This window comes from Mycobacterium sp. IDUB_9 (genome assembly GCF_055419505.1).
On record NZ_JBVAXU010000001.1, the window covers coordinates 561,966 to 581,503 of the forward strand.

The 19,538-nt window shown below is 64.4% G+C and carries 11 protein-coding genes; 6 read left to right on the forward strand and 5 right to left on the reverse strand.

Features of this window, described 5'->3' with window-relative positions; all coding sequences use genetic code 11:
• Positions 1–657: 657 nt before the first annotated feature.
• Complete coding sequence (locus ACZY08_RS02855; RefSeq protein ID WP_463743088.1) at positions 658–1,563, reverse strand: hypothetical protein; 906 nt, start codon at positions 1,561–1,563, stop codon at positions 658–660.
• A gap of 122 nt (positions 1,564–1,685) precedes the next feature.
• Positions 1,686–3,896, reverse strand: coding sequence for a KAP family P-loop NTPase fold protein (locus tag ACZY08_RS02860; RefSeq protein WP_463743089.1), 2,211 nt, complete (start codon positions 3,894–3,896; stop codon positions 1,686–1,688).
• A 930-nt stretch (positions 3,897–4,826) separates the two neighbouring features.
• Between ACZY08_RS02860 and lysE the strand changes: the two genes are divergently transcribed.
• Together lysE and ACZY08_RS02870 are read left to right on the forward strand one after the other, a co-directional pair.
• Positions 4,827–5,426 carry an L-lysine exporter gene (gene lysE, locus ACZY08_RS02865; RefSeq protein WP_463743090.1) on the forward strand — a complete coding sequence of 200 codons (600 nt, stop codon included), beginning with the start codon at positions 4,827–4,829 and terminating at the stop codon, positions 5,424–5,426.
• A gap of 93 nt (positions 5,427–5,519) precedes the next feature.
• Positions 5,520–6,437, forward strand: a complete 918-nt coding sequence (locus tag ACZY08_RS02870; protein ID WP_463744122.1) for an alpha/beta fold hydrolase — start codon at positions 5,520–5,522, stop codon at positions 6,435–6,437.
• Here ACZY08_RS02870 and ACZY08_RS02875 read toward each other — a convergent pair.
• On the reverse strand, positions 6,430–6,858 hold the full coding sequence (locus ACZY08_RS02875; RefSeq protein WP_463743091.1) for a hypothetical protein: 429 nt from the start codon (positions 6,856–6,858) through the stop codon (positions 6,430–6,432). The genes ACZY08_RS02870 and ACZY08_RS02875 overlap by 8 nt on opposite strands.
• Before the next feature lie 345 nt (positions 6,859–7,203).
• Between ACZY08_RS02875 and ACZY08_RS02880 the strand changes: the two genes are divergently transcribed.
• Together ACZY08_RS02880 and ACZY08_RS02885 are read left to right on the forward strand one after the other, a co-directional pair.
• Positions 7,204–9,234: a toprim domain-containing protein gene (locus ACZY08_RS02880; RefSeq protein WP_463743092.1), complete on the forward strand. Its 2,031-nt coding sequence runs from the start codon at positions 7,204–7,206 to the stop codon at positions 9,232–9,234.
• 16 nt (positions 9,235–9,250) lie between these two features.
• Positions 9,251–11,395 carry a DNA gyrase subunit A gene (locus ACZY08_RS02885; RefSeq protein ID WP_463743093.1) on the forward strand — a complete coding sequence of 715 codons (2,145 nt, stop codon included), beginning with the start codon at positions 9,251–9,253 and terminating at the stop codon, positions 11,393–11,395.
• Between the two features lie 811 nt (positions 11,396–12,206).
• On the opposite strand, the gene ACZY08_RS02890 is transcribed toward ACZY08_RS02885, so the two are convergent.
• Entirely contained in the window at positions 12,207–13,676 is a 1,470-nt protein-coding gene (locus ACZY08_RS02890; protein ID WP_463743094.1) for an amidase, read from the reverse strand.
• Positions 13,677–13,798: 122 nt separating this feature from the next.
• Here ACZY08_RS02890 and ACZY08_RS02895 point away from each other — a divergent pair, with 122 nt between their 5' ends.
• Positions 13,799–14,686, forward strand: a complete 888-nt coding sequence (locus ACZY08_RS02895; RefSeq protein ID WP_463743095.1) for a crotonase/enoyl-CoA hydratase family protein — start codon at positions 13,799–13,801, stop codon at positions 14,684–14,686.
• 133 nt (positions 14,687–14,819) lie between these two features.
• Here the strand turns inward: ACZY08_RS02895 and ACZY08_RS02900 are convergent, their stop codons facing one another.
• Positions 14,820–17,387 carry an ATP-binding protein gene (locus ACZY08_RS02900; RefSeq protein ID WP_463743096.1) on the reverse strand — a complete coding sequence of 856 codons (2,568 nt, stop codon included), beginning with the start codon at positions 17,385–17,387 and terminating at the stop codon, positions 14,820–14,822.
• A gap of 232 nt (positions 17,388–17,619) precedes the next feature.
• Between ACZY08_RS02900 and ACZY08_RS02905 the strand changes: the two genes are divergently transcribed.
• Positions 17,620–19,536, forward strand: a complete 1,917-nt coding sequence (locus ACZY08_RS02905) for a flavin-containing monooxygenase (RefSeq protein WP_463743097.1) — start codon at positions 17,620–17,622, stop codon at positions 19,534–19,536.
• The last annotated feature ends 2 nt before the right edge of the window (positions 19,537–19,538 follow it).

Below are 19,538 nucleotides of genomic sequence, written 5' to 3' on the forward strand. Positions count from 1 at the left end.
TGGCGGCCACGTTCGCGATGAAGTTGATCTGATCGGAATGCTTGAATGTCCGCATCAACTGCACCGCCATAAACACCGCTAGCAGTGACCGTCGTTCATCCTGCAAAGCACCTTGCAGGATGAGATCTGTTCGCAAGGCTGGCCACTCATACTCAAGCAGCTAAAATTGCTCCTCACGAGCTTGCCCAAGCTCCCCTGTCCCATATATGCCGGAAGCGACGGCAATATTCCTGGTGCTATTCAGAAGGGCTGAGTCAGAGCTGCGGAGGCGATGTGCCAATCTGCCGTCTACCGGCGCCCCCGTCCAGGGGCGGAAGTACGTCTGCGGAACGTAATGCGGGCGCTTGGTAACCACTTACCCAGCCTATGCAAGCTGTAGCTAGCAACCCTAGGCCACGGTGACCGACATGATTCATCATGGCTGCAACGGATCTTTGGAGCAGTGGCGAACTGGTGCGCTTACAGCGCCGCGATCGGCGGAGGCTTTCCGAGCCCAGGATGTGCCGACGGAGGCCTGCGCCGACACTGAGTCGAAAGCCACTGCACAGTCCGAACGCGCCACCGGAATTCCCAGACGCTCGCAGCGAACCAATAGTCCTCCACGACTTTCGGTGGCAGGGCGGCGGCCCGATTGCTGATACGGAGCCCGGAAGGCCGCTACCAGCCGTATTTCGTCATCGCGTATTCGGTCGCCGATGGTTCCAGGACCTGGTTGAGATCCTCCCGCGCAGCAGCAACAAGTCCGGCGAGCGAGGACACGCGCATTCTCACGGCATCCTGCCAGGGTTCCTCATGCGTATGTAGCCAGGCGGTACCGGACTCCGGTATGTAATGTGCCAGAGCACTGTAGGTCGGGACGGCACCGGGAACGGTGAATCTCTGATGTCTCGTGGCGTCAGCTCCTGCTGGTAGTCGGAACTGAATATCTGAGCCTCCGTCTGGTTGGGACGTGATGGCGGCTTCCAGATAGTCCGGAAGTACGAAGCCCGCGTCGACACCGAACCGCATTGGTTTGTCGCTTCGCCCGTAGACCCTAGCCATGTAGCCTCCAACGCTGTCGACGTCCTCCATGGCGACAAGATTCACCATCGACATCATGAAGCGATCTGTATCAGGCATTCCCGTTAGGTCTGGACTCTGATAGATGCGGCTGTACGCCTCGAAGGCCTCGTGGTCACCGATCCAGCCGGTTCCGACTTCGGTCCGGTCGTCGAGTTTTCCATCGCCAATGACCACGATCCTTGGAGATGGACGTCGCGAAACGACCAGATACTTCTTGGATACACCCAGTTCGCTCATCTCAACTGAGTGCGCATGCAGCACTTTCTCAATGACGCCGACAGGCTTCCCCCTCAGCGAAACAAGTTGTTCGAGCGCGGACCTCGGCGTGTCGCCGGCGACCCCCACCGCGACTTCGTCGTCGATAATCACCAGTTTCTGCGACGGGTGTGTGAGAGTCTGACGATTCCGTGTGATGTCGTATCGATCGGTGAGTTTCGAGTCGCCGAGAAGCGAGACCGCTCCCCTCTCGCGATCAGTGATCTTGGCTATGACGAACGTCAACGCAATCTCCTCGATGTCCTTGATGCGAAACAAATACAAACTAGTCGGCCGCGACCGCCTGCTGCTCCTCTATGGAGCCTGGAGCTCCGCGCCGGCGCAGATCGAGTGGTGGAACCAATCACCTAATCGCTGCTCGCGGCCGCTAAGCGCTGCCGCATGGCCACACCGGCAACAGCGGTGCGATTGCGGAGCGAGACATCACCCACAATGATAGCGACCTGGTCTCTGGTTGGCAGCTCAGCGATAGACCACTTCGTCTGCGGCACAATCGTTTCGAACTGATCAACGTGCAACGTTGGTTGATCGGTCGCGAAAGCTGTGTCGCTGTTCGCCGGGGGCACTACCACGAAGCGGGCACCCAGTTCATGGGCTTTAGCCGATCCCGACGATATAAGCGTGTCAGCTTCCGTCCGCAGCTGCTCGACGATATCGGCCGGGAATCTTCTCCACAGCCGCACAAAGTCGATGCAGCGAAGGGTACCGCCGCTGACGTCCGCAACATCAGTACTCAGATCACGCCGACACACGTCGACAATGTGCGACCGCACACCCTTGCTGGCTGCCACCATCGGAGTCGAGTCAATTCCCGGCACAGCTACAGACCCAAACAAGACTTCTGCGGTGGCGAGCAATCCAGCTCGCGCGGCGAAATCGTCCACCATCCGCTCGGCATCTTCTGGAGTCGGCGCACCGGCAACAGCGTGTCCAAGCAGAGCATTCAGCACCGTAGCCCAGCGACCGAATAACCGATCACCTTCGAGGAGTTGCTGATTGAGGAAGACCGCTGCTCTACAGGCGTTTTGGGACGGCGAGTCGGCGATCACGCTAATGACGCGGAGCAGTTTGCGCAGAACAAGCGCAGATGACTGATGCTCCGCCAGCATCTCAATGACCACCGAACCAGCGCCCAATTCTCCTGTAGCGCAAAGTGATGCCAACTCATCGCGCACCGTGTCGTCACTGACGTCGCCAGCGGGGATCCCCAGCGCGACGTAGCGGCCGAAGTAGTCCCGCGAGTCAATGCGACACTGCTCGTCACCCTTGCGCATCCCACCTTTTTGCAGTGCGCCAGGGAATAGCGTGCTCATCAAACGCAGCACACCCTCGAGTTCAGCGTCGCCGCGTGATGTTCGCACCTTGATATCCAGTGCCTCACTAACAAGTTCGGGCCACTTTTTGGCATCCGCTGCCGAAAAACTCTGCACGCCGCTGTCTTTGATCAGATCGGACCGCCAGCCTGGCAGCTGCTCATATACGGCCGGATACCACAATCGTAAGTACGTTACGAGCACGGCGTCGATGAAGTTGAGGTCGCGCGCACCGACCAGGGCGCACAGTACTTCAACCTGACTGGCAAGCCGTTTGATTCGTCGCAATGTCATGCGTGCAATATCGTTGTCCGGCAACGCATGAACGATGCGGTCAACATCATCCCATCGTTGTGTATTCGCATCGTGCGGGAAGATCCCGTGCATGGCGGCCGCTTGAAGCAATTCGGCGCGCAGCTCGCCTTCGAGCTGGCTGACCTCAAGCGGAGGCAGCGCAAATGGGTACTGGACGATCTTCTCAAGGTATTGCCGTGCCCGCTTCTCCTCGCGGTTGGCGATGTCAGATGCCTTGAGCACGTCCAGGACAGTCTGTTCGTCGTACGACAGCAGATAGTGCACCCGGCTGAATCGGCCAAGCAACCGGACCGCCTTGAGCACTCCGAGAAGCTCATCGGTATGCAAACGGTCGATGTCGTCGACTACCACTAGAACGTTTTGGCCTGCTTCCTCGATCGCCTCGGACAGCTTCTTGAAGCGATTGGAGAACGGATCAGGGTCGAGCTTGAATTTCCCAGCTTTGTCTGCAAGCGCTCCCGCGATGGCCTCAGATGTGTTGTGTAGTGCCCCTTTTCCAATTTTGCTTTCGATTGCGGATATCGCGACCGCTTTGCCGGCCGCGGCGAACACTGGCGCCATTGACAGTATCCGGCCTGCCGCCCGGCGTCCCGCTTCGGTATCGGTGGGCATTGCCGCTGCAATCGCCTTATAAAACTCATCGGTGAGCGCGCCGACGTCGCCCGCTGACCAGGCCGTGAACCGGACGACCGCCCACTCTTGGCCGCGCTCTTCAGTCAGCAAGTATTCGATGAAGTTAAGGACCGATGTCTTACCCGACCCCCACGGCCCCGCAAGGCCGAATACCACACTTGGGCCGCGACCAGCAGCGTCGATTCGCTCCACGACTCGGCGGCAAAAGGGCAAACGGTTCAGCCGATCGTCATTGACATCACGGACCTCGACGTCGGCGTTGACCAGCGTCGGCTTGGCAACCGACGGATTGGACACCACTTCCTCAGGGCGAGGCCTTCGAGAAGCACGCGTAAGACGGAACCCCACCGCGCACACAATACGTCTACCAAATCAACAACCGACCGCCGATGGATAGCAAGTAGAACAGAGCTCCCGACCGCGAAGGCATCGGTCCATCGCGCCGCGTGGCTTAGCCGTTCGCCCTCCGCATCCTGGGGTGCACCTGTCGACGGTCAAGCTTCGGCCAAGTCCAGCCGCGGCTCGCCCCGGGGATATGCAGTGAGCGAACATGAACGGGTTGCCAGGATGGTGTTGCGTACGATCATGAGACCGGGACGTCCTTGAGCAGTGTGTCAGTAAAGAATTGAGAGCCCTACCCTTTGACAGGTCACTCACTGCTCGCCGAGGCAGGGCCCGCTCAGTTCGACTGGCTGGTCCACTTCTGTGGACGTCCCTCCGGAACCGGCCAATCGGACGACGTACCCACCTACATCGGGTCGATGAGCCCGGAACAACGACTGCGTAGCATTCTGCTGAGGGGTGAAGTCGTTTCATTCACCGATTAGAGGGTGCCCGGAGATCGGACGCGGGAGCCTCCTTTGGTCTTCGACGCTACGGGAATGCCTATTCGGTCTGCTGGCGCGTCCCGGAGGCTGCGAATTCCGCTGTAAGTCGAGCTTTTTCGTAGCGTAGGTCTGATGGCTGTTCAACTACGTTGACGTGAACGGAGGTGACAGGGCTCGTTCATCAACTACTGCCCGCGCCCAGCCGGGCCGACGACCAAACTTAATCTCATCTTCTGTCAGAAATGGCATCCGGATGGCATTCCGGTTGAGACGATGACGCCCGTTTTGAGAATCTACACTCGCGGGCACCACTCCGCGTCGGACCAGCAATAAGCACAACTAATGCATCTGAAGAATCATTAGCTGTACTTGATCCCCGCAGGTTCATAGCCTCGAACACATGGCTTCACCTTTGCTCATCGGATTTCTCACCACCATGGCGTTGATCGCCGCGATCGGCGCGCAGAACGCCTTCGTGTTGCGTCAGGGCATCCGCGGGGAACACGTCGTTGCCGTCATCGCGTTGTGCACGGTCTCCGACCTGATCCTGATCGCCGCCGGCATCGCCGGGGTCGGCGCCCTGATCACCGCGCACCCCGACGCCATGACGGTGGCCAAGTTCGGGGGCGCGGCCTTCCTGATCGGCTATGGCGTGCTCGCCGCGCGCCGTGCCTTCCGGCCGTCAACCCTCAATCCGTCCGAACGCACTCCGGCCCGCCTGGCCGAGGTGCTGGTCACCTGCCTGGCGCTGACCTGGCTGAACCCGCACGTGTATCTGGACACCGTGGTGTTGCTCGGCTCGCTGGCCAACGAACACCGCGAGCAGCGGTGGCTCTTCGGCGCCGGCGCGGTCGCGGCCAGCGCACTGTGGTTCACCGGCCTGGGCCTGGGTGCCCGCCGCCTGGCCGGACTGTTCGCCACCCCGATGACCTGGCGAATCCTCGACGGAGTGATCGCGGTGATGATGATCGCGCTCGGCGCGAGCCTCGCGATGTCCTGAGCGCCCGTCGACGGCGCCCCGGCGTGCCACGATTCACAAGGGGCACCCCTCGATCGAACTCGCGGGATGAGACAGAATCACCAGGTGAGTCCCATGTTCCGGCGTGAACCGTCCCCGACCCCGCACCCCTTTGCGAACGCCCCGGCATGGTTCACCTCCGCGCTGGAACAGACACCCGAACACTCGACAATCGAGGTCGACGGCTGCGCCATTCATGTGCGGACCTGGGGCAACCCGGACAATCCACCGCTGGTGTTCGTCCACGGCGGCGGCGCTCACTCCGGCTGGTGGGATCACATCGCTCCGTTCTTCGCCCGCACCCATCGCGTCATCGCACCCGACCTGAGCGGGCATGGCGATAGCGGCACCCGCACCGAATACACCCTGGCGATCTGGGCCCGCGAGGTCCTCGCCGCATCGGACGCCTCCGGGTCCTCGGCGCGGCCCACGATCGTCGGCCACAGCATGGGCGGCTGGGTCGGCGCCTCGGCCGCCACGCGCTATGGCGCGCAGATCGACAGCATCCTGGTCATCGATTCGCCGCTCCGGGAACGTGCCCCCGAGGAAGCCCGGTTGCGTAACCGCCGCCGGGACACCGCCGGATACCCAACCGAGGAAGAGATCCTGGCCCGGTTCCGCGCGGTACCGAAGCAGGACGTGACGCTGCCTTACATCGGTCACCACATCGCGGCGCAATCCGTGCGCAAGACCGACGATGGATGGGTGTGGAAGTTCGACCCCGACATCTTCGGCGGCCACCTCCTGGACGAAACGTCCACCGACGAGGAGCTGCTGGAGAACACGTTTGCCCGAATCCCTTGCCGCGTCGGGTATTTGCACTGCGAGGACGGGGTGGTTCCGCCACCGATGGCCGGCCAGATCCAGTCGATGCTGCAACTACGCGGCCCGTTCGTCGAACTCGCCGAAGCCGGTCACCACCCGATGCTGGATCAACCCCTGCCGCTGGTGGCGACCATCCGGACCCTGCTGGAGTTCTGGTCGATCACTTAGCACCCAGCGGCCCGGCGAACGACTTCTTCAGCGCGCTCGGGGCAACCGCCGGCAACAGGGCGGCCAGCAGTTTTCGTTTGAGCCCGGCCGGGGTGCGCACAAGCTCGATGTCGACGCGCGTACCGGTGGCCTGCGGAGTGAGCTGAAATGTCCAGCCACCGCCCGGACCGAAGACCTTCGAGTCATGGGTGGTCACGGTGACGCGCCGGCGCTTGGTATCCCAGTCGTAGCGGGCACGCTCCCACGCCGCACCTGTGCCTTCAGTCACCTCTGCCCAGGTGTCCCCCAGCGCGTGCACCTGAAAATGTTCCTCGTCGATCGTCGGCCACCGATGTGGACGGGACGGCCCGAAGTCCGTCAGCACGTCCATGAGGGCGGCGGAGTCGAGCGCTGACGACATCTGAAAACGGACCACGGGCATGTCTTGCTCCTTCGGGATTCAACTGAGACATAAAGACATTCACCCGGCATCCGCGCGGGCGGGCATCCGGGGTGAACGTCACACGCTTCATCTGACCCGACAGATTCGATCAAGTCCAACGATTGTTATGGATCAAAGTCATCTCAATTCGAGATGACTTTTGTCAGGGTGCGGGCCAGCCCGGCACAATCCCCGAGGCATCGGGTCCTGATCCGGCGCCCATTCTTTCGGCCGTGGCTGTCGGAGGCTGTCTGCCTCCCAGGGGAGAATGCTTACGCCGCCCGCCCACAGCGAGCGGTCCGAACCGATCGCTCCGGCATCGGCCCTGGTGGGAAAGGACCAGCAGTGAGTTACAACGCCGCAGACATCACCGAGCTCGACGATGTCCAGCACACCCGCCTGCGGCCGGCGGTGAACCTGGGCCTCGACGTGCTCAACACGGCGTTACGCGAGCTGGTGGACAACGCGATCGAAGAGGTCGCCGATCCCAGCCACGGTGGGTCCACGGTCACCATCACCCTGCACGCCGACGGCTCGGTCAGCGTCGCCGACGACGGTCGCGGCCTGCCCGTCGACTCCGACCCCACCGGCAAGAACGGCATCGTCAAGACGCTGGGCACCGCGCGGGCCGGCGGCAAGTTCTCCGCCCACACCGACGCCACCAGCACCGGCGCCGGTCTGAACGGAATCGGTGCCGCGGCAGCGGTGTTCATCTCCGCTCGTACCGATGTCACCGTGCGCCGGGCCGGGAAGACCTACCTGCAAAGTTTCGGCGGCGGCTATCCCGGCACCTTCGACGGCAAAGATTTTGACCCGGACGCGGAGTTCACTCGCTCGGACACGCAGAAACTGCGTGGCACCGGCAACCGCAAGCCCGACGCACACGGCACCACGGTGCGCATCCTGTTCGACCCGGCCGTGGTGCCGGACTCGACCGTCGACATCGGTGAGGTACTGCTGCGGGCGCACGCCGCGGCGCGGATGTCACCCGGGGTGCACCTGGTAGTCGCCGACGAGGGCTGGCCTGGTGAGGAAATCCCGGCCGCCCTGATGGAGCCATTCAGCGGCCCGTGGGGCACCGACACTCTGCTGGATCTCATGTGCACCACCACCGGCAACCCCGCACCCAGCGTCCGGGCCGCCGTGGAGGGTCGCGGTGAGTACACCACCGGCCGTGGCGCGACCCCGTTCCGCTGGTCGCTGACCGCGGGCCCGGCCGAACCGGCCACCGTCGCCGCGTTCTGCAACACCGTGCGCACCCCCAACGGCGGATCACACCTCACTGCCGCGATGAAGGGGCTGTCCGAGGCCCTGGCCGACCGCGCGTCCCGCATCCGCGACCTCGGTCTGGCCAAAGGTGAAGACGGCCCGGAGCCACAGGATTTCGTGGCAGTCACCGCGCTGGCCGTGGATACCCGCGCCCCGGACGTGGCCTGGGATTCACAGGCCAAGACGGCGGTGTCCTCGCGGTCGCTGAATGTGGCGATGGCCCCGGATGTGGCGCGCAGCGTCACCATCTGGGCGGCCAACCCCGCCAACAACGACGCGGTGTCGCTGTGGACCAAGCTGGCGCTGGAATCCGCCCGGGCGCGGCGCAGCGCCGAAGGGGCGAAGGCCCGCTCCCGCGCGGCGTCGAAAGCCAAGGGCCTGGGCACGAACCTCTCGTTGCCGCCGAAGCTGCTGCCCAGCCGCGAGACCGGCCGCGGCTCGGGCGCCGAACTGTTCCTGTGCGAGGGCGATTCCGCCCTGGGCACGATCAAAGCGGCGCGCGACGCCACGTTCCAGGCGGCGTTCCCGCTGAAAGGTAAGCCGCCCAACGTCTATGGATTTGCCTTGAGCAAGGCACGGGCCAAAGACGAGTTCGACTCGATCGAACGCATCCTGGGCTGCGGCGTGCGTGATCACTGCGATCCCGAGCTGTGCCGCTACGACCGGATCCTGTTCGCCTCCGACGCCGACCCCGACGGCGGCAACATCAACTCCAGCCTGATCTCGATGTTCCTGGACTTCTACCGCCCACTCGTCGCGGCCGGCATGGTCTACGTGACGCTGCCGCCACTGTTCGTGGTCAAGGACAGTCAGGAGCGGATCTACTGCCAGGACGAGTCCGAGCGTGACACCGCCGTGGCGCGTTTGAAGGCCACCTCCAAACGCAAGGTGGAGGTGCAGCGGAACAAGGGCCTCGGCGAGATGGATGCCGACGACTTCTGGAACACCGTGCTGGATCCACAGCGGCGCACCGTGATTCGGGTGAATCTCGATGACGGCGAAGCCAAGCTGCACCACACTCTGTTCGGCGGTCCCCCGGAGGGCCGGCGCACCTGGATGGCCGAAGTCGCCGCCCGCGTCGACACCTCCGCTCTCGACTTGACCTAGGACGTAGGAAAACACTGTGACTGCCACCCTGGACCTCCCTGAGCAGAATCCCGACCTGGTGCTCGACCAGAGCGCCGACGACTACTGGAATCACTACCAGCTGACGTTCGCGCTCTACAGCGTCAGCGACCGCGCCATCCCCTCTGCGTTCGACGGTCTCAAGCCGGGCCAACGCCGCCTGCTCTACCAGATGCACGAGTCGAAACTGCTGCCCGGCAACAAACCGCAGAAGTCCTCGAAGATCTGCTCGGCGGTCACCGGGAACCTGCACCCGCACGGCGGAGCCTCGATGTACGGGGCCGCGGCGCTGATGGCCGCCGAGTTCCAGCGCGTGAAAGTCATTGACGGACAAGGGGCGTTCCCGCGCATCCAGGGTGACATTCCCGCCGCGGACCGCTACACCGAGATGCGGCTGTCGGCTCCCGGTGCCGCGCTAACCGCGGAGTTGGACGATCACGCCGTACCCATGGTGCAGACCTTCGACGGCGAGTGGACCGAGCCGACGATGCTGCCGGCCCAGTGGCCGGTACTGCTGTGCAACGGTGCCATGGGCATCGCCGAAGGGTGGGCCACCAAGGTGCCCGCGCACAATCCGCGTGAGGTGATGGCCGCCTGCCGGGCTCTGCTGGCCAGGCCGAACACGACCGACGACACGTTGATGAAGCTCATTCCCGGGCCCGACTGGGGCTGCGGGGCCACCGTTGTCGGGACGAACGGCCTGCGGGAGTACATCACCACCGGCCGCGGCTTGTTCACGGTGCGTGGCACGGTGTCGATCGAGGGCAAGAACTGCATCATTACCGAGCTGCCACCCGGGGTCGCCAGTAACACTGTGCAGGACAGGATCCGGGCAATGGTCGAATCCGGTGAGATGTCCGGCGTGGCCGACATGTCCGACCTCACCGACCGTCGCAACGGTCTGCGCATCGTCGTCACCGCCAAACGCGGCCACAGCGCCGAGACCATCCGCGAGCAACTTTTGGCGCTGACCCCGCTGGAATCGTCGTTCGCCGCCAGCCTCGTCGCCCTCGATGAGGACCGGGTGCCGCGCTGGTGGTCGGTGCGGGAGCTGATCTCCGCATTCCTGCATCTGCGTGACTCGGTGGTGCTGCACCGCAGCGAGTACCGGCTGGAGAAGGTCACCGCGCGCCGCCATTTGGTGGCGGGCCTGATGCTGATCCACCTCGACATTGATGCCGCCGTCGCAGTCATTCGCGGTTCCGACACCGTCGACGACGCCCGGCAAGGCCTGCAGGAGCGGTTCCAGATCGACGAAGAGCAGGCCAATTATGTTCTGGCGCTGCAGCTTCGAAGGCTGACCAAGCTCGATGTGATCGAGCTGCAAGCCGAAGCCGACAAATTGGACGCCGAATACGCCGACCTGACCGAACTGGTCTCCAACCCCGATGCACGCCGAAAGGTGATCGACAAGGAACTGGTGGAGACCGCGAAGCTGTTCAAGGGTCCCGAGTTCGACCGCCGCACCGTGCTGGACCTCGAGGCCACCCCGACGACTTCGGGCGCTGACGAGGACGGCCCCCGGGAGCGAAAGGTCAACGCCTCCTGGCGCCTTGACGACCGTGGCGTGTTTTCCGACAGCCACGGTGACCTGCTCACCGCGGGTCTGGGTTGGGCGGTGTGGGCCGACGGCCGGGTCAAGTTCACCAACGGGAACGGCTTGCCGTTCAAGATCCGCGATATCCCGGTGGCGCCGGACATCACCGGGCTACTGCTTTCCGGGGTACTGACGCCCGGCTACCACCTGGCGCTGGTGACCCGCCGCGGAAAGATCCTGCGCATCGATCCCGCCGCGGTGAATCCGCAAGGCGCGGCAGGCAACGGCGTGGCCGGGGTGAAGCTGACCGCCGATGACCCGGGTGACGAGGTCATCGCGGCGCTCCCGATCAGCTGCGAAAACGGGGAAGCCATCCTGTCGACATCGGAAAAAGGTTGGAAGGTCACCGAAGTCGCCGACATCCCGGTCAAGGGCCGTGGTGGCGCGGGCGTCGGGTTCCACCCGTTCGTCAACGGCGAGGATGCAGTGCTGTCGGTGGCGATTTCTGCGACCGGGTTCGTGCGCGGCGGGAGGGCCGTGCGGGCAGAGAAGCGCGCGAAGGCTTCGGTCAAGAGCGCAGGCACCGGTATCGCGCCGGCGCCGTAGGGATCGCGGCGTAGACGCCAGCCGGAAACGTCCGGCGCCACATGATGACTCATTTGCACCACCTGTCACACTGCCATCACACCGCGTCACTTTTGGAGTAGTGCGCTACGCGGGCCTTTCCGACAGGTGGGCATCACCATGGACAACACAAGGTAGGAGCTAGTCGGGGGCAAACATCATGAGACTTCAACTTCACCCAGTAGGCGCACAGCCCGGCGCGAACACCGGCGGGAATCCGCCGGCTGAGAGTCAGGGCACCTGGAGCCCGGCCAAACTGGCCATGGTCAGCACACTTGGCGCAGCCGCCGTCACCGGGGCCTTCACCATTGTGCCCCAGTTGATTCCGCTGCTTCACCGTAGCGCTGAGAAGCCAAGCAGCATCTCCTATGACTACACCGGGGACTACACCAAAGCCGAGGTAACCGTCGACGGTTCCGCGACAAAAGACGTCGACGAGGTCGCCGTGCTCGTCGGGCCTAGGTCAGCAGGTGGAGCATATTGGGCCAAGAAGGTGAAGGTGGTCGACGGCGCCTGGGATGTCACGATCGAGACAGACCCGAGTCTGCCGAAGCCGTACGTAGTCCAGGCGATTCCGCATACCGGCCATCGCAATTCGGCCCTCGCCGCGGACACTGTCGCGCTGTACTCGTTGGGATCCGGGGACGCCACGACACCGCCTCCGTCTCCGCAGGATCCGCTGCAATGCGCCCAATTGCACGGGCCCAGTTGCTTCGAAGGCCCCGGATGGGGGTCACCGGTGACCCGCGAATCAGACGGCCGAGGACGAACGCGCGTCCCGCGGCCCCTCGGCTCAGATCGGCGCGACACGCCCGGCCCAGGGCAACGCCTGCTCGAGTTGGGCCGCCAGCTTGAGCAGCAGCGATTCACCAGCAAGCGGTGCGACGAACTGGACGCCGAGCGGCAATCCTTCTGCCGTCCAGTGCAGCGGCAGGGAGATCGCGGGGCGGCCGGTGATGTTCGCCAGCTGGGTGTAGGGCACCCAGCCGAGGTTCTTGTCCACCATGTCGTCGACGATCTTGGTGTGGCGCAACAGGCTTGCGGTACGAGTCTTGATCAGCGCGTCAGCGGCGTGCTGCAGCACGCCCGGCAGATCGAAATCGCCGATCCGAGGCGGCAGGGTTGCCAAGGTGGGCGTCAACAGAAGGTCATACGACTCGAAGAACGTGCTCAGCCGCCGCGTGTGTTCTTGGCGCCGCTGCACCGCATCGAGATAGTCGACGCTGCTCGTGGCGCGACCGATCGCCGCCATGATGAGCGTGTCACGTTCGAAAGCGTCGTCACCCGCGCCGGTCAGCCGCTTGGCCTCGGCGAGCTCCCAAGCGCTGTAGACGAACCAGGTCAGCAGGAAGTCGCGGGCAAGGGCGGCGTCGTCGAAGGGCGCCTGGGGCAGTTCCTCGACGTGGTGACCGAGCTCGGTGAGCGCAGTAGCCGTTGCCTCGACGGCGGCGAACGCCTCGCGGTGTGGCGTCGGATTGATCGCCGTCGGCACCCGCAGCCCGATGCGCAGCTTCCCGGGATCCACCCCCACGCACGACGCGAAGGACTCACCGGGCAGGCTCGGCACGTAGGGACCGAAGGGTTCGCCGCCGCTGAGAACATCGAGCATGGCTGCCGTATCGCGCACCGTCCGCGAGACGACGCCCTGAACGGCCGCACCGTGCATGGATTCTCCGACCAGCGGACCCGACGGCGTCAAACCGCGACCCGGTTTCAGCCCGACCAGCCCACAACTCGCCGCCGGAATGCGAATCGATCCGCCCCCGTCGTTGGCGCCCGCACAGGGCACGATGCCCGCTGCCACGGCCGCCGCAGATCCTCCCGAGCTGCCACCCGGCGACCTTTCCAGGTCCCAGGGGTTGCGGGCCGGCCCCCATGCCTCGGGCTCGGTGATGCCCTTCGCGCCGAACTCGGGTGTGTTGGTTTTCCCGAAGATGACCAGGCCGGCGTCGATCCAGCGTTGTACGACCGTGGCATGCTCGGTCGCGTTCAGCGACATCAGCGCACGTGAACCGGCCGAGGTCGGCAAACCCGCATAGTCCTGCGCAAGATCCTTGATCAGAAACGGGACCCCGGCGAACGGACCCGTCAGATCGTCCGACGGCGAAGCCGGGACGTCACGGATGATGGCGTTGATCTTCGGGTTTACCGCTGCCGCCCGCTCCCGGGCGGTGGCGAGAAGTTCAGCCACCGAAACCTGCTTGTCAGCAATCAGTTTCGCCAAGGACGTGGCGTCGTGCGCACGGTACTCGTCAAAGTCCACCCCACGAAGGTAGTCCGCGGTGACGTTGCGCGGTGGTCTACCGCCCACGCGAGATGGGGGTCGTTGAAACCACTCCGCCCTCCTTGGGCAAGCTGAGTACCAACCGACCCGAAGGAGCATCCGTGGACTTCACGACGATCCGGCACGAGCTCGACGACGGGATCCTCACCGTCGTCCTTGATCGCCCGGACAATCTCAATGCCTTCACCGTCGAGATGGCAGAGGAATTGGAGCGCACCTTCGTGGCGGTCAACGGCGACGACGCGGTGCGTGCCGTCATCGTGACCGGCGAGGGCCGCGCGTTCTGCGCCGGCATGGACCTGTCGAGCGAAGGCAATGTGTTCGGTCTCGATGAGTCGAAATCGCCGAGCCTGGCCGACATGGCCGACCTCGACGACCTCGAGCTTCGACGGGTCAGGGATACCGGTGGCCGAGTGACTCTGGCGATCTACGCCTGCCGCAAGCCGGTGATCGCCGCGATCAACGGCGCCGCAGTCGGGATCGGCGCGACGATGACGCTGGCCATGGATGCCCGCCTCATGTCGGCCAAGGCCCGCTTCGGGCTGGTCTTCGGAAAGCTCGGCATCACCCCGGAAGCATGTTCGACGTGGTTCCTCCCCCGAATCGTCGGCATGCCAGCAGCTTTGGACCTGGTCTACCGCTCCGACATTCTCACGGCAGACGCGGCCCGCGAGATCGGGCTGGCGCAGGCCGTCCACGAACCGGATGCATTGATCGCCGAGGCCCGGGCGCTCGCCGACGCGTGGACACGCGACCGCTCACCGGTTTCGGTCGCGCTCATGCGCCAGATGCTCTACCGGAATTCAGCCGAGCCGCACCCGGTCGACGCGCACCGGGTGGACTCCTTGGCGATGTTCTACACGAGCATCGGTGACGGCAACGAAGGCGTGCGGGCGTTCCTCGACAAGCGGCCGCCGCAGTTCTCCGGCCAGGCCTCCGAGATGCCGCCGTTCTATGAGGAGTGGGTCGCCGACGGCGAGCCGCACTAGACGTAGGCGGTCTTCCTCGCAGCCCGGTGGGGCAGCGTCTGGGGTTGGTATGTGGTCTATTCCGAGACAGCGTTCAGCGTCGTCCGAGCCTGGCCGATTTGGTCGTATGCGTAGACGGCCATCTCGGCCGTGGTCATCGTTGCGCCCTTGTGGGCGATCGATTCGTAGGTCTGGGCGCCGAGACCTCGCGCAGGTGAGTGATCGCGGTGCTCAACTCGGGGTAGGCCGTACTCGTGAGGGGACTGAACGCGAACCCGGCGATGATGGCCGCCGGCTCGTCGCGTCCAAGCTGGCCGAAAAGGGCAGCGAGGACAGCCAGCGGGAAACGGATCATGGTGGTGTTGCCCGCGTCGTGAAAATTCCGAACCGCAAGTGCGACATAGTCAAGCGTGGCCAGCGGGTCGCCGCACTCGGCCTCGAGGCGCGACAAACTGCCCGCGATGCGCGTTTCAGTATTACGGTTACCGCTCTCCTGGGCGATCACCAGACCGCGGCGCTGAGCGTCCAGCGCCGCCGCGGGATCACCGTCGCCGAACGCGTAACCGTAGGCGTAGAGCGCGAATGAGAGTGCCGCCGGGTTGCCGGTCGCCTCGGCAACCTCGATCAGGCCATTCGCGGCGAACCTCGCCTCCTCGTCGCGACCCGCGACCGCCAGTGCAACAGTCAGGAACGCCCTGGTGAACCCGTGGGTGTCGTGACCCAATGCGAGCCGGGCACGACACCACTCGACCTGCCGTTCGGGTTGGCCGGAGTGCAGGTACGCGGCGCCGAGCGCACCCTCGAAACCGAACGGCACGTCGTCATGGCGGCCATTGCCGATCACCAGCTGGCCGGCGTCGCTGTAGCCAACAGCTGCCTCGATCCGTCCGGGCCACCAGCACAAAGACGCCATCGCATACAGGAATGCGAGGGCCGGATGGTCGGCCGTACGGGCAAGCTCGATGAGTTCCTCGGCCCACGCTATCGGCTCGTTACTGTGCGTCCAAAAGCCAAGCCATGCCGTCCATGTCGCGATGGTGGCGGCGACGTCGAGGTCACCTTGGTCGGCGGCCCACCGAAACGCAGACCGCAGATTGGCCAGCTCAAGGGTGAACCAGTCGTAGGCGTCCCGTTGGCGGGGGCTATCCCACAAGTCGAGAATGTCGGCTTCGCGCCCGGCGAAATGGCGAGCATGCGCGGTCCGGGTCTCGGTTGCCGATCCACGCGCGACCAGCTGCTCCCCGGCGAACTGGCGGATCGTCTCCAGCATCGAGAACCTGGTCAGGTCTGAGGAACGTTCGACGATCAGCAGCGATTTGCGCACCAGCGCGTCGAGCGAATCGAGCACTGCGTACTCGTCGGTGTCATCCAATTCTGCTACTGCGCGCGCGCTTTGGAGGTCGAAACCCCCGGAGAACACCGAACACCGCTCCAGTAACACCTTTTCAGGATCGTCGAGGAGGTCATATGACCATGCCACAGTGTGGCGCAGCGTCTGGTGGTGTTCCAACCCCCGCCGCGACCCGACCAGAAGTTTGAATCGGTCATCGAGACGATCCCGCACCTCTGTTGGTGTCATCGACGCCATCCGTGAGGCCGCCAACTCGATGGCCAACGGGATCCCGTCAAGACGGCGACAGATCTCCACCACTGCCTCGGCCTCATTGGCCCCGGACAGCGAGAACCGCTGTGCCACACTACGGGCGCGCTCGATGAACAACGCCACGGCGGCCGATTCGACGCCTCCGGTCACATCCAGCGAGGGCACCAGCCACAGCTGCTCATCGGCCACTCGCAGTCCTTCGCGGCTCGTAGCCATGATCTTCACCGTCGCCGACTTCGCCAGGATCGCCTCGATCAAATCGGCGACGGCATCGCGCACGTGCTCACAGTTGTCTATCACCAACAGGCGGACTCGGCCTTCCAACGCGGCAGCGACACTCTCGGCCACGCTCTTGTCCGGTTGCTGAGTGATGCCCAATACCGTCGCGACAGCATCAGGTACCGCAGCCGGATCAGCCACCGCGGCCAGTTCGAAAAACCAGACCCCATCGGGAAATTCGTTGGCAAGACGTCCCGCGACCTCCAGCGCGAGACGCGTCTTACCGACCCCGCCTACGCCGGCCAGCGTGACCAGCCTGTGTGAACGTACCGCCACTCGGATATCGGAGACCTCGGCGTCACGGCCTATCAGGCTGGTGACCACCCGGCGCAGGTTCCCCGGGGCCGGGTCCAGGGTCCGCAATGGCGGAAAGTCCGTGCCCAGACCGGCGGCTTGTAGCTGAAACACCGTGATCGGATCCGGCAGGTCTCGCAATCGTCGCGGCCCCAGATCGACCAGGTCCAGGCCGCGCAGCAGATTCGCCGTCGAATCCGACACCAGGATCTGGCCGCCGTGCCCGGCGGCCATTACCCGCGCGGCCCGATTGAGCACCGTGCCGAAGTAATTGTCATCCCGCAGTTCGGCCACCCCGGTCGCGATCCCCATTCGCACAGGAAGCCGGAGCTCTCGCTGGGCCGCCACCGCCGCGTCGACAGCAGATTTGGCAGACGCGAAAGCAGCGACCACGCCATCCCCGGTGTGGCTGAACAGAAATCCGGCGTGCTCTTCGATGACCGAACGCAAAATCTCGTCGTGCTCCAGCAGGGCTGCCCGCATCTGGTCGGCATCGGCTTCCCACCGACGAGTCGAACCCTCGATGTCGGTGAATAGGAACGTCACGACCCCCGAAGGTCGGCCCCCGGCTGGCACTCGCACAGGATGTCACACAAAGCCCAGCTCAACGATGCGATTGCGACGAACTTTCGAGGTCCTCAGAGCTATCAGGATTCCGTCTTGACGGCGCGTCCGCCAGTCCAAAATGGAATCCGCCAGGCAAAGCTGCGCCTAGAAAAGATGCCGATGTCCGGCACCCTCTTGTCACATAACGCTACGCGCAGTAGCGTAACGCCGCGTGACCCGGAGCTTCCACGTCGGCCAGCCATTCACCACGCCCGATGCCGACATCGCGGCGGCATTAGAGCAGGTCAGCGTCCCGACGCTGCTGCTCTCGCTCGTGCACATCACCGGCGACCCGCGGTACATCCGCGAGTTCAAACAGGCCGGACTGTTCCTCAACGAGGTCCAGGGGTTCATGAGCGAAGAGGACAAGGCGCGGGTGCGCGAGGTGGCCCTGCCGGTGATCGCCGACTACCGCGACCGCGGGTGCCCGGTCCCCGACCCGCTGCCCGCCGAGCTGGTCAAAGAGATGCTGGACTGGGCGGCCTGCGAGCCGGTCGACGACGACAACGTGCCGCTGATGCTGGAGGAGCTCGACCTCGAGGGGGTCGACCCGCGGCGGCCGAAAGCGCTGCAGGACACCCAAGACTTCAGCGTGATCGTGATCGGCTGCGGGGAATCCGGCGTGCTGGCCGGGGTTCGGCTCAAGCAGGCCGATATCGACTTCACGATTGTGGAGAAGAATGCCGGCCCGGGCGGAACCTGGTGGGAGAACAGCTATCCCGGCGCCCGCGTCGATGTCGCCAACCACTTCTACTGTTACAGCTTCGAACCCAGCAACCACTGGGACCACTTCTTCGCCGAACAGCCCGAGCTACGCCAGTACTTCCGCGACGTGGTGGACCGCCACAACCTCGGACCCCACATCCGGTGGAACACCGAGGTGGTCTCCGCGGCGTGGGACGGTGAACTGTGGAACGTCACGGTGCGCTCGGCGGCGGGAACCGAGACCCTCAAAGCCAACGCCGTCATCACCGCCGTCGGGCAGCTTAACCGGCCGCAGATCCCCGACTTCCCTGGCGCGGAAACCTTTGCGGGACCAGCCTTTCACTCCGCAGCATGGGACCACGGCGTCGACGTCACCGGCAAGCGAGTCGCCCTGATCGGCGCTGGCGCCAGCGGTTTCCAGATCGCCCCGGCCATCGCCGACAAGGTCGAGCACCTCACGGTCTTCCAGCGCACCGCGCAGTGGATGTTCCCCAACCCGATGTACCACGAGCGCGTCGCCGACGGGGTGCGATGGGCGATGGAACACCTGCCGTACTACGGACGCTGGTACCGCTTCCTGCTGCTGTGGCCCGGGGCCGACAAAGGCCTGGACGCCGCGCGGGTGGACCCCGACTACGACGACCAAGGCAACGCAGTCAGCGAGATCAATGCCATTGCCCGCATCATGTTCACCGACTGGATCACCACCCAAGTAGGAGACAACCCCGAACTGCTCGCCAAGGTCCTGCCCGACTATCCGGCCACCGGCAAGCGCACGCTGCAGGACAACGGCAGCTGGCTGGGCACCCTCAAACGCGACAACGTGGACCTGATCCGCACCCCGGTCGAACGCATCACCCCGACCGGAGTCGTCACGACGGACGGCGAGGCCTACGACGCCGATATCATCGTGTACGCCACCGGTTTTCGTGCCACCGACGTGTTGTTCCCGATGACCATCACCGGCCGTGACGGCGTCGACCTTCGCGACGCCTGGGGGCAGCGCCCCTACGCCTACCGCGGCATCACGGTGCCCGGCTTCCCCAACTTCTTCATGACCTACGGCCCCGGAACACACCTGGCCCACGGCGGCAGCCTGATCCTCAACTCCGAACTCCAGATGCGCTACATCAACCAGTGTCTGGAGCACCTGATCACCGTCGGCGCCAAGGCCATGGAGCCACTGCCGGAGCCGACCAAGGAATGGCACCGCCGATCACAGGAGGCGATCCGCCAAACCGTGTGGGCACAGCCCTCGATCAAACACTCCTATTTCAAGAATGCGGACGGTGAGATCCACACCGTCAGCCCGTGGCGGTTGAGCGAATACCGCTCTGCCATCAACGAACCCATCTGGTCAGACTTCACAGTGCAGGAGGCGTGAGT